Source organism: Streptomyces sp. NPDC002328 (assembly GCF_042890065.1).
In the GTDB taxonomy this organism is placed as follows: domain Bacteria; phylum Actinomycetota; class Actinomycetes; order Streptomycetales; family Streptomycetaceae; genus Streptomyces.
This window is the reverse complement of record NZ_JBIARQ010000013.1, coordinates 208,353-230,335: the sequence shown is the minus strand read 5'-3', so window position 1 is coordinate 230,335 and position 21,983 is coordinate 208,353. Positions and strand designations below refer to the sequence as shown.

Genomic DNA, 21,983 nt, shown 5'->3' with positions numbered 1-21,983 from the left:
GTCGCGGTGTGCGCCACGGTCGGTGGCGGACCCGGTCCTTCCCACGGCCGCGCCCCGGCCTCTCCCCGCCGGACCGCACGACCCTCATCAGTTCGGCTGGCCGCCCACGGGCCTGCCCAAACCTGCTGTTTCCGACGACATCACGAGGTCATCGACGCGCCGCGGCTGGGTAGGCGGAGGGCATGACGGATGTCGTGGACTCGGGTGAACTGTTGCGTCGCATTCAGCGGGCGAGGGCCTGCGCTCGGGAGGAGTTGAAGGGCTTGCGGACCCGGAGCGAGGATCTCGGACGGACCGACCCGGACGCGGCGCGGGACGCGTACGTACGCGGTCTGGCCTACGAGGCGGTGGTGGACGTGCTGGACGAGATACTGACCCCGGGCCACCACCCCGGCACCCTCTGACCTGGCCGTATCGGGTCGGGACGGGTGCGACGGCCGGACCCGCCCCGACCCGCCCGGACCGCCGGACCCGCCCGGACCGCTGACCCCGCCCGGACCGCCCGCCGGCGCGGACGCGCCGATTGGCGGACGACCTCGCGGGAACACGGCCGGCATGGCAGCCGATCACACCAGCGCACCCGTCCTGGAAGCCCTCGCCGACTACCACCGCCAGGGGCGGTTGTCGTTCTCGCCGCCCGGTCACAAGCAGGCGCGCGGCGCCGATCCGCAGGTGCGGGCGCTGCTGGGGGACGCGGCTTTCCTGGGCGACGTGCTGGCGTCGGGCGGGCTCGACGACCGGCTCACCCGGGGCCGGGTCCTGGAGCGCGCCGAGGAGTTGATGGCGGACGCGGTCCACGCGGACCACACGTTCTTCTCGACCTGCGGCAGCTCCCTGTCGGTCAAGGCGGCGATGCTGTCGGTCGCCGGTCCGCACGAGAAGCTGCTGATCGGGCGGGACGCGCACAAGTCGGTGGTGTCGGGGCTGATCCTGTCGGGGATCGAGCCCGTCTGGGTCGAGCCGCGCTGGGATCCCGAACGGCATCTGGCGCATCCGCCGTCCGCGGAGATGTTCGAGAAGGCCTTCGAGATCCATCCCGACGCCAAGGGCGCCCTGGTCACCAGCCCGACGCCGTACGGGGCCTGCGCCGATCTGCGGGCGATCGCCGACGTGTGCCACCGCCGCTCGCGTCCGCTCGTCGTGGACGAGGCGTGGGGCGCGCATCTGCCCTTCCATCCGGACCTGCCGTCCTGGGCGATGGACGCGGGCGCAGACATCTGCGTCACCAGCATCCACAAGATGGGCAGCGGTCTGGAGCAGGGCTCCGTCTTCCATGTGCGGGGCGATCTGGTGCCGGCGGAGCTGCTGAAGATGCGCGCGGACCTGCTGGGCACCACCAGCCCGTCGGTGCTGCTGTACGCCGGGCTGGACGGCTGGCGGCGGCAGATGGCCCTGCGCGGCGAGGAGCTGATGGGCGGGGCGCTGGAGCTGGCGGCGGAGGTGCGGGCCGCGGTCGATCAGATCGACGGGATGCACGTCAACGACCGTGAGGACTTCTGCGGGCCCGGGCGGGCCGACGACTTCGACCCGCTGCCGGGCGTGATCGACGTCAGCGGGCTGGGGATCTCGGGTTTCCAGGCGGCCGACTGGCTGCACGAGAACCGCGCCGTCGACATGCATCTCACCGACCACCGGCGCATCGGCGCCCAGATCACCCACGGGGACGACCGCGCGACGACCGGCGAGCTGCTCGCCGCGCTCAAGGACCTCGCGCGCGCCGCGTCGGGGATGCGGCCCGCGCCGCCGATGGAGGTGCCGCAACCGGCGGAGCTGCGCCTGGCGCAGGCGCTGCTGCCCCGGGACGCGTTCTTCGGCCCGGCGGAGCACGTCCCGTTGAAGGCGGCGGCCGGACGGGTCGCCGCCGAGATGGTCACGCCGTATCCGCCCGGCAACCCCGCCGTCCTGCCCGGCGAACGGCTGACCGAGCCCGTGCTGCGATATCTGAGCAGCGGGCGGGAGGCGGGCATGAACCTGCCCGACCCGACCGACCCCGACTTCAAGACCATCCGGGTCGTGAGGCGCGAGGCGGAGTGAGCGACGCCGTCGGCGGGTAGGAGTGAAAAGCCTCCGGGAAGTGAAACGGGTCACGCGACCGGGTTAGGGTTGCGCGGTACGCCCCCCGATGGTTTACGGTTCATACATACGTGGTTACGGAGTCGAGACCACTCCCCCGTACACCACCCCCAGAACGGCCCTGGCTGGCTTCCCCCGTCCAGCCAGGGCTTTTCCTTGCCCGGAACCGGAAAATCCCGCTCCCCGAGGTGCCCGCACCCCTGACAGGCGCTGAAATGGGCATTAGGGAAAATCCGAGACCAGAAACCCGGAAGGCCCGGAGGAGCCGGGCCCATCGCCGGCGAGGAGCCCTGCGCCATGACCAGAGCGACGAAACTGCTGACCGCCCTCCCCCCGCCCCAGCGCCGGCGTCTGACGTCCCTCGCCCGGGAGGTGTCCTTCGCGGAGGACGCCCGGATCTTCGAGGCGGGGGGCACCGCCGACCGCTTCTGGGTCATCCGCTCCGGCGCGGTCTCGCTGGACCAGCAGGTGACGACCGCGCAGCGGGTCGTCGTCGCCAGCCTCGGCGCGGGCGACCTGCTCGGCTGGTCCTGGCTCTTCCCGCCGTACCACTGGGACTTCGGCGCGGAGGCCTTCAGCCCCGTGCGCGCCTACGAGTTCGAGGCGCAGCCGGTGCTGAAGCTGTGCGAGGAGGACCCGGCGCTCGGCATGTCGCTGGTGCGCATCGTGGCCGAGATCCTCGCCCACCGCCTGGAGATGACCCGGGGCAAGCTGATGGAGCAGTACGGGATGCAGCGCCGCCGGGCCATCTGATCCGCCGGGCCCGACGGCCGCTCGCCGCCGCCGGCGGCGCGGGGCTCAGACGCGGTAGCGGCGCAGGGCCGGCGTCGTCGCCGCCAGGACCAGCATCGTGACGACGACCAGGAGGCCGCCGCCGGCGACGGCCGCCCGCGGGCCGAAGGCGGCGCCGGCGGTGCCGTGCAGGACGTCGGCGAGGCGCGGGCCGCCCGCGACGACCACGGTGAAGACGCCCTGCATCCGGCCGCGCATCTCGTCGGTGGCCGCGGAGAGCAGGATCGCGCCGCGGAACACCATCGAGACCATGTCGGCGATCCCGGCGGCGGCCAGGAACACCACCGCGAGCCACAGGCTGCCGCTCAGCCCGAACCCGGCGATCGCCGCGCCCCAGGCGACGACCGCGCCGATGACCATCCAGCCGTGCCGCCGGGCCCGGGAGAACGTGCCGGAGAACAGCCCGCCGAGCACCGCGCCGATGGGGATCGCCGCGAACAGCAGCCCCAGCGCGAGGCCTTCGCCGTAGGGCGCGTAGGTCTCGGCGGCGAGCTGCGGGAAGAGCGCGCGGGGCATGCCGAAGACCATGGCGATGACGTCGGCGAGGAAGGAAAGGAGCAGCACCTTGTGCCGGGCGATGTAGCGGAAGCCCGCCGCGATCTCGCGCAGCCCGGCGCGCCGGGCGGTGGATCCCGCGAGGGGCGGCAGGGCGGGCAGCCGGACGACGGCCCACAGCGTCACGCACAGGGCCACGGCGTCCAGGAGGTACAGCTCGGGCAGGCCGATGACGGGGATGAGCGCGCCCGCGAGGAGGGGTCCCGCGACGAGGCCGGTCTGCATGACGGTGGAGCCGAGCGCGTTGGCGGCGGCCAGCTCCTCGGCGGGGACCAGCCGGGCTATGGAGGCGTTGCGGGCGGGCGCGTTGAGGCCGAAGAAGGCCTGCTGCGCGGCGAGCAGCACCATCAGGACGGCGACGGAGTCCAGTCCGGCGAGTGCCTGGAGCCAGAACAGCACGGAGGTGACGGCGATGCCGGTGTTGGTGATCAGCAGCAGCCTGCGGCGGTCCATGGTGTCGGCGACCGCGCCGCCCCACAGCGCGAACACGACCATGGGCAGCAGACCGGCGAGGCCGGCGTAGCCGACCCAGGCCGAGGAGCCGGTGATGTCGTAGATCTGCTTGGGCACGGCGACGGCGGTGAGCTGGCTGCCGACGGCCGTGACGATGGTCGAGGACCACAGCCTGCGGTAGGCGGGGCGGCGGAGGGGGCGGGTGTCCATCGCCCAGCGCCGCCAGCCGCGCCGGGGGTGTTCACGGGCGCCTGGAGGACCCTCGGTCTCGGGTGGGGTGCTGCTCTCGCTCGTGTCCACGGGGTCCCTGGGTGCTCGATACATCTTTCGCGTCGGGGGTCACTATCGCAGCACCGGCTGTGGTTTCGCGCCGTCCATGAACAAGCGGTCTCACTCCTTGGAACACTCCTTGCTCCTTGGAACACTCCTCGGAACGCTCCTTGGACCGGCCGCTGACTCAGGCGCCCGCGATGAGCATCCCGCCGAGGCCGAGCATCGTGGCGGCGACCAGTCCGTCCAGGACGCGCCAGGCGGCGGGCCGGGCCAGGAAGCGGCCGAGGAGCCGGGCGCCGAACCCCAGCGCGGCGAACCAGCACAGACTGGCCAGCGCGGCCCCGAGGCCGAACGTCCAGCGCAGCTCGCCGCGGTCGGCGGCGACGGTGCCGAGCAGGAAGACCGTGTCGAGGTAGACGTGCGGGTTGAGCCAGGTCATCGCCAGGCAGGTGAGCACCGCCTTGCGCCGTGAGCCGGCGGTGTCCCCTTCCGTGCGCAGCGCTTCGCCGCCCGGCTTCAGCACCCGGCGGGCGGCGAGGACCCCGTAGCCGAGCAGGAACGCGCCGCCCGCCCAGGCGACGACCGTCAGAGCGCTCGGCCAGGCCACCACCAGCGCGCCCACCCCCGCCACCCCAAGGACGATGAGCAGGGCGTCGGACAGGGCGCAGATGCCGACGACGGCCAGGACGGCGTCACGGCGGACGCCCTGGCGCAGGACGAAGGCGTTCTGGGCGCCGATCGCGACGATGAGGGACAGTCCGGTGCCGAAACCGGCGGCCGCGGCGGTGAGAGCGGGGGTCATGGCGTCCACGCTAGGCAGCCGTCGCACTGTAGGTACAGCTAAAGATCCTTACGTATCATTAGCGCTCGTGATGACCGACCTGCCCCTGGACCAGGTGCGGACGCTGCTCGCGGTGGTCGACGAGGGCACGTTCGACGCCGCCGCCGCCGCGCTGCACGTGACGCCGTCGGCGGTCAGTCAGCGGGTGAAGGCGCTGGAGCAGCGCACGGGCCGGGTCCTGCTGCTGCGCAGCAAGCCGGTGCGGGCGACGGAGTCGGGCGAGATCGTGGTGCGGTTCGCCCGCCAACTGGCCCGGCTGGAGCGCGACACGCGGTCCGAGCTGGGCCTGAGCGGGGACGGCGAGCCGATGCGGGTGACGGTCGCGGTCAACGCGGACTCCCTCGCCACCTGGTTCCTGCCGGCGCTGGCCCGTGTCCCGCAGGAGCCGCCGCTCGCCTTCGAACTCCACCGCGAGGACGAGACGCGGACGGCGGAGCTGCTGCGCGAGGGGCTGGTGATGGCGGCGGTGACCTCCTCCCCCGAGCCGGTGGCCGGGTGTTCGGCGCACGCGCTGGGCAGGATGCGGTACGTCCCCGCGGCGCACCCCGATTTCGTCGCCCGTCACCTGGACGGCGTACCGCTGGCGGAGGGACTCTCCCGGGCGCCCGTGGTCACCTTCGACCGCAGCGACGACCTCCAGGACGCGTTCGTACGACGCCTGCGGCGCGGGCGGGGCGGCGCGGGCCCCGTACGGCACGCCGTGCCGACCTCGGAGGGCTTCGTGGACGCCGTCGCGGCGGGGCTCGGCTGGGGCATGGTCCCGGAGACGCAGGCGGGGAGCCTCCTGAAGTCGGGCGCGCTGACTCCCCTCGCACCGGGACGCTTCCTGGACGTCCCGCTGTACTGGCAACAGTGGAAGCTGGACTCCCCGGCCCTGGCAGCGGTCGCGTCCACCGTGACCGCGGCGGCGGCGGAGACCCTGCGGGGCTGAGCGGCCCTGCGGGGCTGAGCGGCCCGACGGGGCTGACGGGCCCGGTGGGGCTGATGGGTGTGTGGGGAAGTTCGGTGTGTGGGCCGCGTCAGGTGGTGGGGGGTGGGGGGAGGAGGGTTGCGGCGCTGTCCAGGAGCATGTCCAGGGCCGTCGGGTAGGCGCTGGTCGGCATGCGGGTGGACAGGAGCGGGGCCGCCTCGGCGATGCGGGGGTGGGTGGCGGCGGGCAGCCGGGCGTACGTGGAGTGCCAGACGGCGTCGTCGGCGCGCTGCGCGGCGCGTGGGAGAGCCAGGGAGGCCGCGTCGAGGGCGGCGAAGGCCAGCGTCTGGTCGATGAACGCGTGGTAGACGCGCACCGTCTCGGGCAGCGGGAAGCCGGCCCGGCGCAGCACGTCCAGGACGGCCTCGTCGGCGGCCAGCTCGTTGGCCCGGCCGGTGACCCGGCTCGCGGTGAGCTGCGCCGCCTGCGGGTGGGCGACATAGGCCGCGTGGATGCGCAGCCCGATCGCGCGCAGGTCCGCCCGCCACTCCCCCGTCGGCCCCCAGCCGCGCAGCGCCTGCCCGATGAGCGCGTCGCCGATGGCGAGCGTCAGGTCGTCCATGCCCCGGAAGTACCGGTACAGGGTGCTCGGGTCGCAGTCGAGGGCCAGACCGAGCCGGCGGGCGGTGAGCCCGGTGCTGCCGTGCTCGCGCAGCAGCCGCAGCGCGGCCTCGACGATCAGCCGCTCGGACAGGACGGTGCCGCTCCTCGTCGGCCGGCGCCGACGGCGCTTCTCCTCCGGTACGACCTGTTTCGCCACGGTGTCTCCCGCCCTTATGCCAACGCCATTGACCTTACGCGGGCCGGGAGCGTTGGATCCAGAGCACGGCGCGCCCCACCCGAACGGCAGATCGGCTCCTCGACTACCCGAGTTGTGGATCTGTCGACTTGTCGATAGGAGTGCTTGTCATGCGTGTACTGCTCGTGGGTGCCGGCGGCGTGGGCACGGCGATCACCCGGATCGCGGCCCGACGCCCGTTCTTCGAGGCGATGGTGGTCGCCGACTACGACCGCGACCGCGCCACCGCCGCGGTGGCCGCGCTCGCCGGCGACGCCCGCTTCCGGGCGGAACGCGTCGACGCCGGCGACGAGGCCGCGGTGACCGCGCTGCTCGCCGAGCACCGCTGCGACGTGCTGCTCAACGCCACCGACCCGCGGTTCGTGATGCCCCTGTTCCAGGCGGCGCGCACGGCGGGCGCCACCTATGTCGACATGGCCATGTCCCTGTCGCATCCGCACCCCGAGCGCCCGTACGAGGAGTGCGGGGTCAAGCTCGGCGACGACCAGTTCGAGCAGGCCGCCGACTGGGAGCGGGCCGGCGCGCTGGCCCTGGTGGGCATGGGCGTGGAGCCCGGCCTGTCGGACGTGTTCGCCCGGTACGCCGCCGACGAGCTCTTCGACGAGATCGAGGAGATCGGCATCCGCGACGGTGCGAACCTCACCGTCGAGGGCCTCGACTTCGCGCCCTCCTTCAGCATCTGGACGACGATCGAGGAGTGCCTGAACCCCCCGGTGGTCTACGAGGCCGACCGCGGCTGGTTCACCACCGAACCGTTCAGCGAGCCCGAGGTGTTCGACTTCCCGGAGGGCATCGGCCCCGTCGAGTGCGTGAACGTGGAGCACGAGGAGGTCCTGCTCGTGCCGCGCTGGGTCGACGCACGCCGGGTCACCTTCAAGTACGGCCTGGGGCAGGAGTTCATCGACACGCTGAAGACGCTGCACCGGCTGGAGCTGGACCGCACCGCCCCGGTGACCGTGCCGAGCGTGCTCGGTCCGGTGCCGGTCTCGCCCCGGGACGTCGTCGCCGCCTGTCTGCCGGACCCGGCGACGCTGGGCGAGCGGATGCGCGGCAAGACCTGCGCGGGCACCTGGGTGCGGGGCGTGAAGGACGGCTCGCCGCGCGAGGTGTACCTGTACCACGTGGTCGACAACCAGTGGTCGATGGCCGAGTACGGCAGCCAGGCCGTGGTGTGGCAGACCGCCGTGAACCCGGTCGTCGCCCTCGAACTGCTCGCCATGGGCGCGTGGTCCGGCGCGGGCGTCCTGGGCCCCGAGGCGTTCCCGGCCCGCCCCTTCCTCGACCTGCTGACGGCGTACGGCTCGCCGTGGGGCATGCGGGAGCACTGACGTTCTTCCGGGCCGATGTTGTTTCACCGTCGTCGCTGCGGTGACCCGAACGGGAGCAACTCATCCGGAAACGCACTCGACTTCGATCGCAGGTGACTTTCGATGGACGACTGGCGACAGCATGCGGTGTGCCGCCACGAGGACCCCGACCTCTTCTTCCCGATCGGCACCACCGGCCCGGCACTGCTCCAGACGGAACAGGCGAAGGCCGTCTGCCGACGGTGCCCGGTGCGGGAGCCGTGCCTGGAGTGGGCGATGGAGACGGACCAGACGCTGGGCGTCTGGGGCGGCACGAGCGAGACCGAACGACGGTCCCTGAAGCGCCGCCTCCGCGCCCGCCAACGCAGCGGCTCCTGAACCGCGTTCACCCGTCCGGCGGGGCCGCGGCCGCCGGCAGCCGCAGGGTGAACACGCTGCCGGCGCCCGGTGTGCTCGCGGCCTCGACCGCACCTCCGTGCGCGACGGTCAGCTGACGCACGATGGGCAGTCCGAGCCCGCTCCCGCCGGTGCGCCGGCTGCGTGACTTCTCGGCCCGCCAGAACCGCTCGAAGACGTGCGGCAGATCCTCGGGAGCGATGCCGCTGCCGGTGTCGGCGACGGCCAGGAGGACCTGTTCGCCGTCGCGCCGGCCGGTGAGGGTGACCGTGCCGTCGGGCGGCGTGTGGCGTACGGCGTTGGTGACGAGGTTGCCGAGCGCCTGCCGCAGCCGCACCGGATCGGCGTCCAGCCACACGGCCCCGCCGGCCGCGTCGGCCTCAACTCCCGCCCCTGCCCCCGCTCCCGTGCCCGGCTCCGCCCGTGTCTCCGTCCGCAGCGTCACGCCCGCCGCCTCCGCGGCGACCCGGTGCGCGGCGGCCACCTGGGCGAGCAGTTCGTCGACGGCGACGGGCTCGCGGTGCACGCGCAGCGTGCCGGCGTCGGCGGCGGCGAGGTCGCGCAGGTCGTCGATGACGCGCTGGAGGACGAGGGCCTCGTCGTGCAGCGCGGCGAGCAACTCGGCGTCGGGCTCGACCAGTCCGTCGCGGGTGACCTCCAGCCAGCCCCGGATGTTGGTGAGCGGGCTGCGCAGTTCGTGCGCGACATCGCTGACCAGGGCCTTGCGCTGGGCCTCCAGGCGTTCGCGGCGCTCGGCGAGGTCGTTGAAGGCCTCGGCCAGGATGCCGGTCTCGTCCCGTGTGGTGACCGGCACCCGCGCGTGCCGGTCGGGCGGCTGCTGGGCGGCCTCGGTGAGGGCGCGCAGGGGCCGTACCAGCCGGGTGGCGACGACGGCGGTGACGGCGACGGTGACGGCGAGCACCAGCCCGGCCGCGCCGACGACCTTCGCCTTGTTGGCCGGGGACAGGTTCCAGCGGGGCGGCGTCCCGTTGTCGCCGCCGCCCAGGAAGAGTTCGGCGACCGGGGCGACGTACGGGTCGAGCTGGGCGCGGCGGCCTGCGTCAGACAGCTCTGCGCGGCGCGCATCGCCCCGGTCTCGCCCTTCATGACGAGACCGGGCACCGGGGCGGCGGCCCGGGGTTCCCCGCCGACGAGGGCGGGGGCGAGGAACAGGTCCCGGGCTCGGTCCGGCCCGTACTCCCGGCCCAGACAGTCGTCCACCAGCTCCTGAAGCGCGGTCAGCGCCTTCTCCTCCGTCCGCGTCAGCGCGTCGGGCAGCTCCTCGGCGCACCCGTCGCGCAGATAGCCGGAGTCGGCCGCGCCGTCGGTGACGGTGAGGCCCGTGCGGCCGGACGGGGCGCGGGTGAGGGAGGTCTCGATGCCGTACTCGGCGAGGCACTCCTGCCGTTTGCGGGCCAGGGCGTCCAGCCGGTCGCTCTCCCCGGCGGTGAGCCGGTAGGGGCCCACCACGCGCGGGTCGGTGCCGCTGAGCTGCGCGCCGGGCTCGCTGAAGGTGTCGGTGCGCAGCGGGTCCACGGTGGCGGCGGCGCGCGGCGGCAGGGAGGCGCCGCGGGGCGCGGAGTCGGCGATCGGGGTGCGGTCGGCGGTGGTCAGGGCGATCCGGCGGCCGGTGCGCGCGGAGAGGTCGCGCACGGTGGCCTGGACGCCCTTCCAGTCGGGGTGGGCCGCCGCGTAGCCGCTGAGCCGGGCGAGGATGTCCATGTCGTCGGCGATGGCCTGGCCCTGCTCCTCGCGCAGCGCGCGGGTGGTGGTGGTGACCGCCAGCCAGGCCGTCGCCGCGACCGAGCAGACGGCGATGAGGACGGAGGCGATCAGCAGCCGGACCGACAGCCGCTTGCGCAGCGGTATGCGGGCGCTCCGGGTGCCGCGCGCGCCGCGCGCACGTCTCACGCCCGGCCGCCGCTGAGTTTGTAGCCGACGCCGAAGACGGTGAGCAGCCGGACGGGTCTGCGCGGGTCGGCTTCTATCTTGCGGCGCAGGTTCATGATGTGGACATCGACGGCCCGTTCGGTGGAGGCGCGGTCGTAGCCGCGGGTGCACTGGAGCAACTGCCGCCGGGAGAAGACCCGTTCGGGTTCGCCGGCGAGGGCGAGGAGGATCTGGAACTCGGCGGGCGTGCACTCCACGGGTTCGCCGTCGCAGCGCACCTCGTGCCGCTCGGGGTCGACGGAGAGGCCGGCCGCCCGGACGACGGGGTCCTCCCGCCGGCTGTCGGCGGCGGACCGTCCGCTGCGGCGCAGGACCGTGCGGATGCGGGCCATCAGCTCACGCGGGCTGTAAGGCTTGGTCATGTAGTCGTCGGCGCCGAGTTCGAGGCCGAGCAGGACGTCCTCCTCGGCGGCGCGGGCGGTCAGCATCAGCACGGGGATGTCGTCGCCCTGGCGCAGCACCCGGCACACCCCGAAGCCGTCGATGACCGGCAGCATCAGGTCCAGCACGACGAGGTCCGGGCGGTCCCGCCGGACCGCGTCCAGCGCGGCGGAGCCGTCGTGCACGACGGTGGCGGTGTGGCCCTCGGCGAGCAGCGAGCGGCGGATGAGCTCGGCCTGCATGGCGTCGTCCTCGGCGACCAGTACATGTGCGCACACGCGGCGGATCCCCCCTCGGGTCGGCGGTCTCGGTTCAGCGGGCCAGCCAGTCCCGGTCGCCCATGACGACGACCGGGCGCAGGGCGGGGTCGAGGGTGCGGAGCAGGTCCCTCATGTGCGGTTCGGCGATGCTCACGCAGCCGTGGGTGGGGCCGCCGTGGTCGACGTGGATCCAGATGCCGCCGCCGCGCTCCGCGCCGAGCGGCCGGGTCCAGTCCAGCGGTGAAGTCCCCGGCTCGCGGTTGTAGTTGATGGCGACGACGTAGTCGAAGGCCCCGGCGAGGGGCTCGCCCTCGAAGCCGGTGCCGGGGGCGACGAACCCGCGGGCGGACCGGTCGTAGGGCAGCTTCGCGCCGGGGTCGGGCAGCCGGCCGCCGGCGTCGGTGAGGCCGTACACGCCGGTCGGTGAGCGCAGGTCGCCGACCAGGTGGCGGTCGGTCCAGCCGCGCAGCGCGTTGTGGGCGGGCCAGGCGGTGCCGGCCTGCCAGCCGTCGGCGGTGCGGTGGTAGAGGACGACCGTGGAGAGCGGGGAGTCGCGGCCCCGGCCGGCGGCGACGACGACCTGGCGGGCCGTGGCCGGCACGGCGGCGCGGGTCTTCGGGCCGAGGCCCGGGATCTCCCGTGTCCCCGCCCCCGCGGTGCCCCCGGGCGCGGGGGCTCCCGGCGTGGCCGTCGGCGCGCCGTCGGACGCCGTCCCGCCGGGCCGGGAGTCGGGCGAGGCCGCCAGACCGCCGCCGCATCCCGTCAGCAGGAGGGACGCGGCGAGCAGCGCGACGCGGGTTCGGTACGTTCTCATGAGGTGAGGTTCGCCGACGGGTGTGAGGAACTGGTCAGGAACTAACGGGTTTTCTGCGAGACGTTCGGCTTCCCCCGAGCGTACAGCCAGGTGCGGAACAGCCCGCCGAGCTCCTTGCCGGACAGCCGCTCCGCCAGGCGTTCGAGCTGGGCGGTGGTGCCGTTGCCGTGACGGTGTTCGGCCGCCCAGGCGCGCAGGACGCGGAAGAACGCGCGGTCGCCGACGGCGGTGCGCAGGGCGTGCAGGGCCATCGCGCCGCGGGCGTAGACGGGGGTGCCGAAGATGTTCTCGCCGCCGGGGTTCCCGGGCGGGAACGCCCACAGCTCGTCGCCCGCCGGGGTGGCGTACAGGGCGTCGAAGGTCTTCTGGGCGCTGTCGCCGCCGTGCTGTTCGGCGTAGAGCCACTCGGTGTAGGTGGCGAAGCCCTCGTTGAGCCAGATGTCCTTCCAGGAGGTGAGGGAGACGGAGTCGCCGAACCACTGGTGGGCGCTCTCGTGGACGAGGGTGCCGAGGTCGGGCGCCCGGTCGTACACGGGCCGGGTCTGGGTCTCCAGCGCGTATCCGGCCTGGGGGGCGCGGTCGACGACGGCTCCGGCGGCGCGGAACGGGTAGCGGCCGAACAGCCGGCTCTCCCACTCCAGGACGGACGGCAGCTTCTTGAGGACGGGTGCGGCGGCGCCGGCCTCGCGCGGGTCGACGGCGTTGTAGACCTTGACGCCGTCGCGGGTGGTGAACCGCTCGACCCGGAACTTCCCGATGGTGGCGGTGGCGAGGTAGGCGGCCATGGGTTCCGTCTGCCGCCAGCGGAAGGTGGTCTTCCCGTGCGCGGTGCGCTGGCCGAGGAGGACGCCGTTGGCGACCGCGGTGCGGCCCTCGGGGACGGTGAGGGTGATGTCGTAGGAGGACTTGTCCGTGGGGTGGTTGTTCGCCGGGAACCAGGTCATCGCGCCCTGCGGTTCGGAGGCGACGAACGCGCCGTCGTCGGTGGGGATCCAGCCGTCGAGGGAGCCGTCGGGGTCGGTGACCGGGCCGGGGACGCCGGAGTAGGCGACGGTGACGCGGAAACGTTCGCCCTTGCGGAGGGCGCGGCGCGGGGTGACGACGAGTTCCTGGCCGTGGCGCCGGTGCCGGGCCTCGGCGCGGTCGACGGTCAGGCCGGTGACCTTCAGTCCGTGCAGGTCGAGGTCGAAGCGGGTGAGCCGCTGGGTGGCGCGGGCGGTGAGGACGGCCTTGCCTTCCAGGCGTCGGCTGACCGGGTCGTAACGGACGGTCAGGTCGTAGTGGTCGACGTGGTAGCCGCCGTTGCCGGCCAGCGGGAAACAGGGGTCGCCGACGCCGGGGGCGCCCACGCCGCCTGCCGCGAGCGCGGGGTCGGCCGCGGCGAGCAGCGCCGTCACGGCGAGGGGCACGGCCGCCAGGAGGGCGGGACGTCTGCGGAGGTGGGTCACGTGCGCTCCTTGGGGGGTGGCGTGTGAGCAACCTGGCCAGACTAGGCAGCCGTCCGATCCGATTCCCCGTCGAACAGGTCAAGTTCCGTCGCGTCGCCCACCGGACGCAGTCGTCCCCGGCAGTACGCTCACGGCGCCGGCCGCCGGTCCGAGGAAAGGCCCCGCCCATGAGTGTCCGCGTGCGTCGCGTCTACGACCCGCCCGAGCCGGACGACGGTGTCCGCGTCCTGGTCGACCGGCTGTGGCCGCGCGGCCTGTCCAAGGAGGCGGCGCTGGTCGACGAGTGGCCCAAGGGCCTGACCCCGTCGACGGAGCTGCGGCGCTGGTATCACGCGGGCGAGGGCTCCTACGAGGAGTTCGCCCGCCGGTACGAGGCGGAGCTGACCGCCTCGGAGGCGGCCGAACTCCTCTCCCACGTACGTGACTTGGCGAGCGCGGGGCCGGTGACCCTGCTGACGGCGGCGAAGGAGCCGGAGCACAGCCACACCGCCGTCCTGACCCGCCTCCTGAGCCGCCGGGACTGAGGTCCCGGCCCGGGAGGCTGGGCCGTGCCCCCGGCCCGGGAGGCGGGTCGTGTTGCCGTCAGCCCGTCTGGTCCGCCGCCGCCCGTCCCGCCGCGCGGCCGGAGAAGAGGCAGCCGCCGAGGAAGGTGCCCTCCAGGGCGTTGTAGCCGTGGACGCCGCCGCCGCCGAAGCCGGCGACCTCGCCCGCCGCGTAGAGCCCCTCGATCGGCTGTCCGTCGGCGTCCAGGGCGCGCGAGTCCAGGTCGGTCTGGATGCCGCCGAGCGTCTTGCGGGTGAGGACGTGCAGCTTGACGCCGATGAGCGGCCCGGCCTCGGGGTCGAGGAGGCGGTGCGGGGTGGCGACGCGGCCGAGGCGGTCGCCGATGTAGCGGCGGGCGTTGCGGATGCCCTGCACCTGGGCGTCCTTGGTGTAGGGGTTGGCGATCTGGAGGTCGCGGGCGCGGATCTGCCGGCGCAGGTGGTCGGCGTCCAGCAGCGCCTTCTCGGTGAGCCCGTTCATCTTCTCGACGAGCCGTTCGAGGGTGTCGGCGACGACGAAGTCCGCGCCGTGGTCGACGAAGGCCTGCACGGGCCCCGGAGCGCCCTTGCCGAGGATGCGGTCGCGCAGGAACGCCTTGCGGTCCTTGGCGGTGATGTCGGGGTTCTGCTCGGAGCCGGAGAGCGCGAACTCCTTCTCGACGATCCGGCGGGTCAGCACGAACCAGGAGTGGTCGTGTCCGGCGAGGTCCTCGGCGGTGCGCAGATGGCGGAGCGTGCCGAGGGTGTCGTAGCCGGGCAGGCAGGGGTCGGGCAGGCGGCGGCCGAGGGCGTCGAACCACATGGAGGACGGGCCGGGCAGGATGCGGATGCCGTGGCCGGCCCAGATGGGGTTCCAGTTCTGGACGCCCTCGGTGTAGTGCCACATGCGGTCGCGGTTGACCAGGCGGACGCCGGCCTCGGCGCTGATGTCGAGCATGCGGCCGTCGACGTAGGCGGGGACGCCGGTGACCATCTCGGCGGGCGGGGCGCCCAGGCGCTCGGGCCAGTGGCGGCGGACCATCTCGTGGTTGGCGCCGATGCCGCCGCTGGTGACGACGACGGCCTGGGCGGTCAGTTCGAAGTCGCCGACGCGCTCACGGCTGGAGGCGGCGCCGCGCGGGGCGTCGTCGGGCGCGAGGACGGTGCCGCGCACCCCGCGGGCGGCCCCGTTCTCCAGGACCAGTTCGTCGACGCGGTGACGGTGGTGGAAGGTCAGCAGCCCGTCCTTGGCGGCCTGCTTGGCGTGGCGGACGAACGGTTCGACGACGCCGGTGCCGGTGCCCCAGGCGATGTGGAAGCGGGGCACGGAGTTGCCGTGGCCGTCGGCGCGCAGATCGCCGCGCTCGGCCCAGCCGACGGTGGGCAGGAAGCTGATGCCGTGCCCGGCGAGCCAGGACCGCTTCTCCCCGGCCGCGAACTCGACGTAGGCGCGCGCCCAGCGCACCGCCCAGGAGTCCTCGTCCTCGGTGCGGTCGAACTGCGCGCTGCCCTGCCAGTCGTTCCAGGCCAGGTCGAGGGAGTCCTTGATGCCGAGCCGCCGCTGTTCGGGCGAGTCGACGAGGAACAGGCCGCCGAAGGACCAGAAGGCCTGGCCGCCGAGGTTGGCGGCGTTCTCCTGGTCGACCAGGGCGACCCGTCGGCCCTTGCTGGTGAGTTCGTGCGCCGCGACGAGGCCTGCGAGGCCCGCTCCGACGACGATGACGTCCGCGTCCATGGCGACCGTTGCCCTTCCTGTTCTGTTCGAAGCTGTCCGTCCCCGTTCGTCACGGGGTGGTGCTGCCGTCGGTCAGCAGCGCGGTGAGCAGTTGCTTGAGCCAGGCGCGGGCGCCGTCCACGTCCTTGTCCAGCAACAGTTGGGTGGTGACCCCGTCGTAGGCGGCGACCACCGCGTGGGCGGCGGCGTCGGCGTCGCCGAGCACGGCGGGCAGCTCGGTGTGGCCGCGGGCCCGGGCGAGCCGGTCGGCGATGGCGCCGCGCAGCCGGGCCCGGTGTTCCAGCAGGGTCTTCGCCACGGCGGGGTCCCGGGCGGCGTGGACCAGGAAGTCGGTCTTCACCAGGAGCCAGTCGAGGTCGAGGAGGAGGACCTCGGTGACGCGGTCCACGGACGCGGGCACGTCGAGGTCGGGTCCGTCGCCGGCGAGGGCGTCGGCGACCTGCCGGGCGATCAGGTCGGCGCGCTGCCGGTACAGCGCGAAGAACAGCTCGTCCAGGTTGGCGAAGTTGGAGTAGAAGGCGCCCCGGCTGTAGCCGGCGGCCTCGCAGACCTCCTCGATGGAGACCCGCCCGAAGCCCTTGGCGGCGAACACCCGGAAGGCGGCGTCGAGCAGGTTGGCCCGCGTGCGCACACGGCGCTTGGTGACGCGCCCGGCCGTCCGCTCCGTCGCCATGGTGTCGCACCTCCGTTCGATGCGTGAATGTATCGGATACACCGGTGTATCGAAAGAGTTACTCCATATGGAACACATTTTCGATTCAGGAGTACGCTGGACCCATGACCAGGCACCTCCAGGGCTCCCTCTTCGACCAGACCGACGAGCTGCGCCTCGGCCCCCTGGACGGGATCCGCCGCACGGCGCTGGACGCGGGCGCGTGGATCGACGTGCTGCCGGGCTGGCTCGGCGGCTCGGACGCCCTGTTCGAGCGGCTGGCCGCCGACGTGCCGTGGCGGGCCGAGCGCCGGCAGATGTACGACCACCTGGTGGCCGTCCCCCGGCTGCTCGCCTACTACGGACCGGACGACCCGCTCCCCCACCCGGTCCTCGACGAGGCCCGCGACGCCCTCACCGCCCACTACGCCGAGGAGCTCGGCGAGCCCTTCGTCACCGCGGGCCTGTGCCACTACCGCGACGGCCGCGACAGCGTCGCCTGGCACGGCGACCGGACCGGCCGGGGCGCGCGTGAGGACACGATGGTCGCGATCCTCTCGGTCGGCTCGCCCCGCGATCTGCTGCTGCGTCCCCTGCGCGGCGGCGAGACGGTTCGCCGTCCGCTCGGGCACGGCGATCTGATCGTGATGGGCGGCTCCTGCCAGCGGACCTGGGAGCACTGCGTCCCCAAGTCGACGCGCGCCGCGGGCCCGCGCATCAGCGTCCAGTTCCGTCCGCACGGCGTGCGCTAGGTGTTCTGTCTCGGGAGGTTGTGGACGGGTCCCGGGCGCCTGACGGGTCCCGGGGCGGCACCGGCGCGGAATGCGCGCCTCCGCCCCGCCGTTCCGGCTTCCGGCGGGGTCTGCTTTGCTGTCCCCCGTCGAGCACGGACCTCACCCCACGGGACGATCATGCGGGCAGACGTACGGCAAGTCGCGGACGGCACCTACCTGGTGCACGGCAGCAACACCAACTGGGTGATCCTCACCGAGGGGGACGCCGTCACCCTCATCGACACCGGCTACCCGGCCGACCGCCCGCAGCTCCTCGACTCCCTCGCGCAGGTGGGCAGTTCACCGGGGGCGGTCGCGGCCGTGCTGATCACCCACGCCCACAACGACCACCTGGGCTCCGCCGAGCACCTGCGCACCGAGCACGGCGTCCCCGTCTATCTCCACCCGGCCGAAGTCCCGCACGCGCGGCGGGAGTTCCTCCAGCAGGTCAGCGTCGGCAAGGTGCTCGCCAACGCCTGGCGCCCCGGTGTGCTGCCGTGGATGGTGCACGCGCTGCGCTCCGGCGGCACCGAGCAGCACCCGGTCTCCGCGCCCGAGCCCTTCCCGGCGGCGTCCGGGCCGCTGGACCTGCCCGGACGGCCGGTGCCCGTGCACACCCCCGGCCACACCGACGGCCACGCCGTGTTCCACCTCCCCGAGGCCGGCGCGGTCGTCTCGGGCGACGCCCTCGTCAGCGGGCACGCGACCTCCCGCCTGAAGGGGCCGCAGCTGCTGCCCGCGATGTTCCACCACGAACGGGCCCGCGCCGTCGCCTCCCTGGACGTGATCGAGGAACTGGCGGCCGACTCGCTGCTGCCCGGCCACGGTCCGCTGCACCAGGGCTCCGTACGGGAGGCGGCCCGCCGCGCCCGGGAACTCGCACTCGCACTCTAAGGTCAGGCCATGGCTTTGCAGATCAGTGCCACCAATCCGGAGCATCCGGCCCTCCTGCTGGAGCTGCCCTGGCAGCTGCCGCTGGAGGAGTGGCCCGAAGAGGTCCTCGTGCCGCTGCCGCGCGGCATCTCCCGGCACGTGGTGCGCTACGCCCGCGCCGGCGACGAGGTGATCGCCGTCAAGGAGCTGGCGGAGCGCCCGGCGCTGCGCGAGTACGAGCTGCTGCGCGACCTCGACCGGATCGGCATCCCGGCCGTCGACCCGCTCGCCGTGGTCACCGGCCGCACCGACGGCTCCGGCGAGGCGCTGGAGTCGGTGCTCGTGACCCGGCATCTGGGCGGCTCGATGCCGTACCGGTCGATGTTCGAGACGACCATGCGGCCGGCGACCATGCACCGGCTGATGGACGCGCTCGCCGTGCTGCTGGTGCGGCTGCACCTCGCGGGCTTCGCGTGGGGCGACTGCTCGCTGTCCAACACCCTGTTCCGGCGGGACGCGGGCGCCTACGCCGCCTACCTCGTCGACGCCGAGACCGGCGATCTGCACCCGCAGCTGAGCACCGGGCAGCGCGACTACGACCTCGACCTGGCGCGGGTGAACATCAGCGGCGAGCTGCTCGACCTGGAGGCGTCGGGCGCGCTGCACCCGTCGGTGGACCCGATCGAGTTCGGCATGGAGATCTGCGCCCGCTACCACGGCCTGTGGGAGGAGCTGACCCGCACCTCCGTCTATCCGGCCGGGAAGTACCACTACATCGAGCGCCGCATCCGCCGGCTCAACGAGCTCGGCTTCGACGTCGCCGAGATGCAGATCGAGCACTCCTCCAACGGCGACACGGTCACCTTCGTGCCGAAGGTCGTCGACGCCGGGCACCACCAGCGGCAGCTGCTGCGGCTGACCGGCCTGGACACCGAGGAGAACCAGGCCCGGCGTCTGCTGAACGACCTGGAGAGCTGGATGGCGACCCAGGACGACTACGCGCCCGGCGACCCGCTCGCCGCCCGACCCGAGGTGCTGGCGCACCGCTGGGTGCGGGACGTGTTCCGGCCGACCGTGCGGGCCGTGCCGGTCAAGCTGCGCGGCTCCATGGACCCGGCGGAGATCTACCACGAACTCCTGGAGCACCGCTGGTACTTGTCGGAGCGCGCGCAGCACGACATCGGGCTCGACACGGTCGTCGAGGACTACATCGTCAGGATTCTGCCCCGGGCACGCGAGACGCTGGAGCCGACCGTGCCGGAGTGAGGGGTCACCGGTGCGGGACGACGGCGACCGGGCAGTCGGCGTGGTGCAGGACGCCGTGCGCGACCGAGCCGATGCGGGCGCCGACGGCGGTGCGGCGGGCGCGGCGGCCGACGACCATCAGCTGGGCCCGCCCGGACACCGACAGCAGCACCTGTCCCGCGCTGCCGATCTCCACGTGCTCCACCACGGGCACGTCGGGGAACCGCTCCCGCCACGGGGCGAGGGCGTCGGTGAGCGCCTTGCGCTCGTAGGGCTCCAGACCGCCGGCGTCGTCGAGGAGCTTGAGCGAGGCGGGGCTGTAGGAGAACACCGGCGGCAGCGTCCAGGCGCGGACCGCGCGCACCGAGGCGCCGCGGGCGGCGGCCGTCTCGAACGCGAACCGCAGCGCGGGCGCGCTGTCCTCGGGGGCGCCCTGCTGGCCGACGACGATCTCGTGCCCGGCCACCTCGTCGCTGGGCTTGTCCCCGGCGCGGACCAGGACGACCGGCCGCGCGGCCTCGGCGATCACCTGCTGGCCGACCGAGCCGAGCAGGAACCCGACGACCGGGCCGTGCCCGCGCGAGCCCAGCACCAGCAGCTCCGCCTCCGTCACGGCGTCGGCGAGCGCGTCGACCGGGTCGCCCTCCAGCACGTCGGTGGTCACCGGCAGGTGCGGGTGCCGTGCGGCGACCTCCTCGACGGCCTGCTCGACGGAGGCCCGCACCCACTGCTCCTGCGCGTCCCGGTCCGCGACCTCGGCCGCCGCGTCCGGCTGGAACCGCCAGGCGTGCACGACCCGCAGCGCCAGATCGCGCCGGACGGCCTCCCGCGCCGCCCAGGCGAGCGCCGCCAGACTCTCGTCGGTCCCGTCGACCCCTGCCGTGATCGGGCGCGTCATCCCGGTGCCTCCCTGGTTCGTGTGTGATCGGTTCTTGTGCGATCGGTTCATAGGTGATCGGTTCGTGTGATCCGTCAGGTCCAGTCTTCACCACCGCGTTTCACGTCATGACGGCGGAGCGGGCGCCTTGCTCACGCGTGCCCCGTCCTGAACCGGGGACGCACGGTCCCCCCCGCCCCGCAGCGGTCGCGGCCGATCGAACATACGATGGCGGGAGCCGGCGCGGGGCCCGCCGTGCCGCTGGGGCCTGGGGCCCTGATCCTGACCGCTCTCGGGGTGGAGACGTATGGCACAGGCCGCCGAAACAGCGCGGACCGTCATCCTGACCGTGGACGACGACCCGGGGGTATCCCGTGCCGTCGCCCGTGACCTGCGGCGTCGCTACGGCGCCGCGTACCGGATCGTGCGCGCGGAGTCCGGCGAGTCCGCGCTGGAGGCGCTGCGCGAGCTGAAGCTGCGCGGGGACCCGGTCGCCGTGATCCTCGCCGACTACCGGATGCCGCAGATGAACGGCATCGAGTTCCTCGAACAGGCGCTGGACGTGTACCCGGGCGCGCGGCGCGTGCTGCTGACCGCGTACGCCGACACCAACGCGGCGATCGACGCGATCAACGTCGTCGACCTCGACCACTACCTGCTCAAGCCGTGGGACCCGCCGGAGGAGAAGCTCTACCCGGTCCTGGACGACCTGCTGGCGGCGTGGCGGACGAGCGACCACCGGCCGGTGCCCAGCACGAAGGTGGTCGGGCACCGCTGGTCGGCGCGCTCCTCCGAGGTGCGGGAGTTCCTGGCCCGCAACCAGGTGCCCTACCGCTGGTACTCCTCCGACGAGCCGGAGGGGCGGCGGCTGCTGGCCGCGGCCGGGCAGGACGGGCAGCGGTTGCCGCTGGTGGTCACCCCGGAGGGCGCGCCGCTGGTGGAGCCGGACGCGCCGGAACTGGCCGCGCGGGTCGGCCTGGCGACGACGCCGACGGCCGAGTTCTACGACCTGGTGGTGATCGGCGGCGGACCGGCCGGGCTCGGCGCGGCGGTGTACGGGGCCTCGGAGGGGCTGCGGACGGTGCTGGTGGAGCGGTCGGCTACCGGCGGGCAGGCCGGGCAGAGCTCGCGGATCGAGAACTACCTCGGCTTCCCCGACGGCGTGTCCGGCGCCCAGCTCACCGACCGGGCCCGCCGTCAGGCCGGCAAGTTCGGCGCCGAGATCCTCACCGCGCGCGAGGTCACGGGTCTGGAGGTGAACGGGGCCGCGCGGGTGGTGCGGTTCTCCGACGGCTCGGCGATCGCCGCGCACAGCGTGATCCTGGCGACCGGCGTGTCCTACCGGCAGCTGCGGGCGCCCGGCACGGACGGCCTGACGGGCTGCGGGGTGTTCTACGGTTCGGCGCTCACCGAGGCGGCGTCCTGCCAGGGGCACGACGTGTACATCGTGGGCGGCGCCAACTCGGCGGGCCAGGCGGCGATGTACCTCTCGCGGGGCGCCAAGTCGGTGACGCTGCTGGTGCGCGGGCCGGACCTGTCGGCGTCGATGTCGCACTACCTGATCCAGCAGATCGGCGAGGCGCCGAACATCTCGGTGCGCTGCGGCACGGTGGTGGACGCCGCGCACGGCGACGGTCATCTGGAGCAGCTGACGCTGCGGGACGTGGAGAGCGGGGCGACCGAACTCGTCGACGCGCAGTGGGTGTTCGTGTTCATCGGCGCGGCCCCGCTGACGGACTGGCTGGACGGCACGGTGCTGCGCGACCGGCGCGGGTTCATCCTGGCCGGGCCGGACCTCACGCCGGACGGGCGGCCGCCGGCGGGCTGGGAGCTGGACCGGCCGCCGTACCACCTGGAGACCAGCGTTCCGGGCGTGTTCGTGGCGGGCGACGCGCGTGCGGAGTCCGCGAAGCGGGTCGCGTCCGCCGTCGGAGAGGGAGCCATGGCCGTGATGCTCGTCCACCGGTATCTGGAGCAGTCGTGAGCGGGCGGCTG

The 21,983-nt window shown here is 73.6% G+C and carries 21 protein-coding genes and 1 pseudogene; 12 read left to right on the top strand and 10 right to left on the bottom strand.

The window, feature by feature from the left end; translation table 11 throughout:
• The first annotated feature begins 182 nt into the window (after nt 1-182).
• From ACFYX4_RS28965 to ACFYX4_RS28955, 3 genes are all read left to right on the top strand, one after another.
• Complete coding sequence (locus tag ACFYX4_RS28965; RefSeq protein ID WP_389339443.1) at nt 183-404, top strand: hypothetical protein; 222 nt, start codon at nt 183-185, stop codon at nt 402-404.
• Nucleotides 405-555: 151 nt separating this feature from the next.
• A complete protein-coding gene (locus tag ACFYX4_RS28960) occupies nt 556-2,034 on the top strand; it encodes an aminotransferase class I/II-fold pyridoxal phosphate-dependent enzyme (protein ID WP_389339441.1) in 1,479 nt (492 codons plus the stop codon).
• A 336-nt stretch (nt 2,035-2,370) separates the two neighbouring features.
• Nucleotides 2,371-2,826 carry a cyclic nucleotide-binding domain-containing protein gene (locus tag ACFYX4_RS28955; protein WP_389339439.1) on the top strand — a complete coding sequence of 152 codons (456 nt, stop codon included), beginning with the start codon at nt 2,371-2,373 and terminating at the stop codon, nt 2,824-2,826.
• Between the two features lie 45 nt (nt 2,827-2,871).
• Here the strand turns inward: ACFYX4_RS28955 and ACFYX4_RS28950 are convergent, their stop codons facing one another.
• Nucleotides 2,872-4,197 (bottom strand): MFS transporter, encoded by a 1,326-nt coding sequence (locus ACFYX4_RS28950; protein ID WP_389339437.1) that lies wholly within the window; start codon nt 4,195-4,197, stop codon nt 2,872-2,874.
• Nucleotides 4,198-4,330: 133 nt separating this feature from the next.
• A complete protein-coding gene (locus tag ACFYX4_RS28945) occupies nt 4,331-4,948 on the bottom strand; it encodes a LysE/ArgO family amino acid transporter (RefSeq protein ID WP_389339435.1) in 618 nt (205 codons plus the stop codon).
• 70 nt (nt 4,949-5,018) lie between these two features.
• Here ACFYX4_RS28945 and ACFYX4_RS28940 point away from each other — a divergent pair, with 70 nt between their 5' ends.
• On the top strand, nt 5,019-5,918 hold the full coding sequence (locus ACFYX4_RS28940) for a LysR family transcriptional regulator ArgP (RefSeq protein WP_389339434.1): 900 nt from the start codon (nt 5,019-5,021) through the stop codon (nt 5,916-5,918).
• A gap of 88 nt (nt 5,919-6,006) precedes the next feature.
• On the opposite strand, the gene ACFYX4_RS28935 is transcribed toward ACFYX4_RS28940, so the two are convergent.
• A complete protein-coding gene (locus ACFYX4_RS28935) occupies nt 6,007-6,717 on the bottom strand; it encodes a TetR/AcrR family transcriptional regulator (RefSeq protein WP_389339432.1) in 711 nt (236 codons plus the stop codon).
• Nucleotides 6,718-6,866: 149 nt separating this feature from the next.
• Here ACFYX4_RS28935 and ACFYX4_RS28930 point away from each other — a divergent pair, with 149 nt between their 5' ends.
• Together ACFYX4_RS28930 and ACFYX4_RS28925 are read left to right on the top strand one after the other, a co-directional pair.
• Complete coding sequence (locus ACFYX4_RS28930; protein WP_389339430.1) at nt 6,867-8,084, top strand: saccharopine dehydrogenase family protein; 1,218 nt, start codon at nt 6,867-6,869, stop codon at nt 8,082-8,084.
• A 102-nt stretch (nt 8,085-8,186) separates the two neighbouring features.
• A complete protein-coding gene (locus ACFYX4_RS28925; RefSeq protein WP_389339428.1) occupies nt 8,187-8,441 on the top strand; it encodes a WhiB family transcriptional regulator in 255 nt (84 codons plus the stop codon).
• Between the two features lie 7 nt (nt 8,442-8,448).
• On the opposite strand, the pseudogene ACFYX4_RS28920 reads toward ACFYX4_RS28925, so the two are convergent.
• Nucleotides 8,449-10,277 (bottom strand): annotated as a pseudogene (locus ACFYX4_RS28920) (sensor histidine kinase).
• Between ACFYX4_RS28920 and ACFYX4_RS28915 the strand changes: the two are divergent.
• Complete coding sequence (locus tag ACFYX4_RS28915) at nt 10,180-10,386, top strand: hypothetical protein (RefSeq protein ID WP_389339509.1); 207 nt, start codon at nt 10,180-10,182, stop codon at nt 10,384-10,386. The pseudogene ACFYX4_RS28920 and the gene ACFYX4_RS28915 overlap by 98 nt on opposite strands.
• On the opposite strand, the gene ACFYX4_RS28910 is transcribed toward ACFYX4_RS28915, so the two are convergent.
• Genes ACFYX4_RS28910 through ACFYX4_RS28900 form a run of 3 tightly spaced genes read right to left on the bottom strand, consistent with a single transcriptional unit; the run spans nt 10,367 to nt 13,312 of the window.
• Nucleotides 10,367-11,068 (bottom strand): response regulator, encoded by a 702-nt coding sequence (locus tag ACFYX4_RS28910; RefSeq protein ID WP_389339426.1) that lies wholly within the window; start codon nt 11,066-11,068, stop codon nt 10,367-10,369. The genes ACFYX4_RS28915 and ACFYX4_RS28910 overlap by 20 nt on opposite strands.
• Before the next feature lie 34 nt (nt 11,069-11,102).
• The gene (locus ACFYX4_RS28905) at nt 11,103-11,864 is read right to left on the bottom strand and encodes a L,D-transpeptidase family protein (protein WP_389339424.1); all 762 of its coding nucleotides are present in this window, start codon (nt 11,862-11,864) and stop codon (nt 11,103-11,105) included.
• A gap of 41 nt (nt 11,865-11,905) precedes the next feature.
• Nucleotides 11,906-13,312 (bottom strand): M1 family metallopeptidase, encoded by a 1,407-nt coding sequence (locus tag ACFYX4_RS28900; protein WP_389339421.1) that lies wholly within the window; start codon nt 13,310-13,312, stop codon nt 11,906-11,908.
• Nucleotides 13,313-13,479: 167 nt separating this feature from the next.
• Between ACFYX4_RS28900 and ACFYX4_RS28895 the strand changes: the two genes are divergently transcribed.
• Complete coding sequence (locus ACFYX4_RS28895; RefSeq protein ID WP_389339419.1) at nt 13,480-13,836, top strand: DUF488 domain-containing protein; 357 nt, start codon at nt 13,480-13,482, stop codon at nt 13,834-13,836.
• 58 nt (nt 13,837-13,894) lie between these two features.
• Here the strand turns inward: ACFYX4_RS28895 and ACFYX4_RS28890 are convergent, their stop codons facing one another.
• Nucleotides 13,895-15,568 (bottom strand): FAD-binding dehydrogenase, encoded by a 1,674-nt coding sequence (locus tag ACFYX4_RS28890; RefSeq protein ID WP_389339417.1) that lies wholly within the window; start codon nt 15,566-15,568, stop codon nt 13,895-13,897.
• Between the two features lie 49 nt (nt 15,569-15,617).
• The gene (locus ACFYX4_RS28885; protein WP_389339415.1) at nt 15,618-16,241 is read right to left on the bottom strand and encodes a TetR/AcrR family transcriptional regulator; all 624 of its coding nucleotides are present in this window, start codon (nt 16,239-16,241) and stop codon (nt 15,618-15,620) included.
• 104 nt (nt 16,242-16,345) lie between these two features.
• Between ACFYX4_RS28885 and ACFYX4_RS28880 the strand changes: the two genes are divergently transcribed.
• The 3 genes from ACFYX4_RS28880 to ACFYX4_RS28870 all read left to right on the top strand — a co-directional run bounded on the left by ACFYX4_RS28880 (nt 16,346) and on the right by ACFYX4_RS28870 (nt 19,132).
• Entirely contained in the window at nt 16,346-16,972 is a 627-nt protein-coding gene (locus tag ACFYX4_RS28880) for an alpha-ketoglutarate-dependent dioxygenase AlkB (protein ID WP_389339413.1), read from the top strand.
• A gap of 159 nt (nt 16,973-17,131) precedes the next feature.
• The gene (locus ACFYX4_RS28875; protein ID WP_389339411.1) at nt 17,132-17,887 is read left to right on the top strand and encodes an MBL fold metallo-hydrolase; all 756 of its coding nucleotides are present in this window, start codon (nt 17,132-17,134) and stop codon (nt 17,885-17,887) included.
• Between the two features lie 9 nt (nt 17,888-17,896).
• Nucleotides 17,897-19,132, top strand: a complete 1,236-nt coding sequence (locus tag ACFYX4_RS28870; RefSeq protein ID WP_389339409.1) for a DUF4032 domain-containing protein — start codon at nt 17,897-17,899, stop codon at nt 19,130-19,132.
• A gap of 4 nt (nt 19,133-19,136) precedes the next feature.
• Here ACFYX4_RS28870 and ACFYX4_RS28865 read toward each other — a convergent pair whose 3' ends face one another.
• Nucleotides 19,137-20,009 carry a universal stress protein gene (locus ACFYX4_RS28865; protein WP_389339407.1) on the bottom strand — a complete coding sequence of 291 codons (873 nt, stop codon included), beginning with the start codon at nt 20,007-20,009 and terminating at the stop codon, nt 19,137-19,139.
• Nucleotides 20,010-20,295: 286 nt separating this feature from the next.
• Here ACFYX4_RS28865 and ACFYX4_RS28860 point away from each other — a divergent pair, with 286 nt between their 5' ends.
• Complete coding sequence (locus tag ACFYX4_RS28860) at nt 20,296-21,972, top strand: FAD-dependent oxidoreductase (protein WP_389339405.1); 1,677 nt, start codon at nt 20,296-20,298, stop codon at nt 21,970-21,972.
• The last annotated feature ends 11 nt before the right edge of the window (nt 21,973-21,983 follow it).

Coding starts and splice junctions, on each gene's coding strand:
- ACFYX4_RS28965 (WP_389339443.1), top strand. CDS start 183: ATGACGGATGTCGTGGACTCGGGTGAACTGTTGCGTCGCATTCAGCGG.
- ACFYX4_RS28960 (WP_389339441.1), top strand. CDS start 556: ATGGCAGCCGATCACACCAGCGCACCCGTCCTGGAAGCCCTCGCCGAC.
- ACFYX4_RS28955 (WP_389339439.1), top strand. CDS start 2,371: ATGACCAGAGCGACGAAACTGCTGACCGCCCTCCCCCCGCCCCAGCGC.
- ACFYX4_RS28950 (WP_389339437.1), bottom strand. CDS start 4,197: ATGTATCGAGCACCCAGGGACCCCGTGGACACGAGCGAGAGCAGCACC.
- ACFYX4_RS28945 (WP_389339435.1), bottom strand. CDS start 4,948: ATGACCCCCGCTCTCACCGCCGCGGCCGCCGGTTTCGGCACCGGACTG.
- ACFYX4_RS28940 (WP_389339434.1), top strand. CDS start 5,019: ATGACCGACCTGCCCCTGGACCAGGTGCGGACGCTGCTCGCGGTGGTC.
- ACFYX4_RS28930 (WP_389339430.1), top strand. CDS start 6,867: ATGCGTGTACTGCTCGTGGGTGCCGGCGGCGTGGGCACGGCGATCACC.
- ACFYX4_RS28925 (WP_389339428.1), top strand. CDS start 8,187: ATGGACGACTGGCGACAGCATGCGGTGTGCCGCCACGAGGACCCCGAC.
- ACFYX4_RS28915 (WP_389339509.1), top strand. CDS start 10,180: ATGTCGTCGGCGATGGCCTGGCCCTGCTCCTCGCGCAGCGCGCGGGTG.
- ACFYX4_RS28905 (WP_389339424.1), bottom strand. CDS start 11,864: ATGAGAACGTACCGAACCCGCGTCGCGCTGCTCGCCGCGTCCCTCCTG.
- ACFYX4_RS28895 (WP_389339419.1), top strand. CDS start 13,480: ATGAGTGTCCGCGTGCGTCGCGTCTACGACCCGCCCGAGCCGGACGAC.
- ACFYX4_RS28890 (WP_389339417.1), bottom strand. CDS start 15,568: ATGGACGCGGACGTCATCGTCGTCGGAGCGGGCCTCGCAGGCCTCGTC.
- ACFYX4_RS28885 (WP_389339415.1), bottom strand. CDS start 16,241: ATGGCGACGGAGCGGACGGCCGGGCGCGTCACCAAGCGCCGTGTGCGC.
- ACFYX4_RS28880 (WP_389339413.1), top strand. CDS start 16,346: ATGACCAGGCACCTCCAGGGCTCCCTCTTCGACCAGACCGACGAGCTG.
- ACFYX4_RS28875 (WP_389339411.1), top strand. CDS start 17,132: ATGCGGGCAGACGTACGGCAAGTCGCGGACGGCACCTACCTGGTGCAC.
- ACFYX4_RS28870 (WP_389339409.1), top strand. CDS start 17,897: ATGGCTTTGCAGATCAGTGCCACCAATCCGGAGCATCCGGCCCTCCTG.
- ACFYX4_RS28865 (WP_389339407.1), bottom strand. CDS start 20,009: ATGACGCGCCCGATCACGGCAGGGGTCGACGGGACCGACGAGAGTCTG.
- ACFYX4_RS28860 (WP_389339405.1), top strand. CDS start 20,296: ATGGCACAGGCCGCCGAAACAGCGCGGACCGTCATCCTGACCGTGGAC.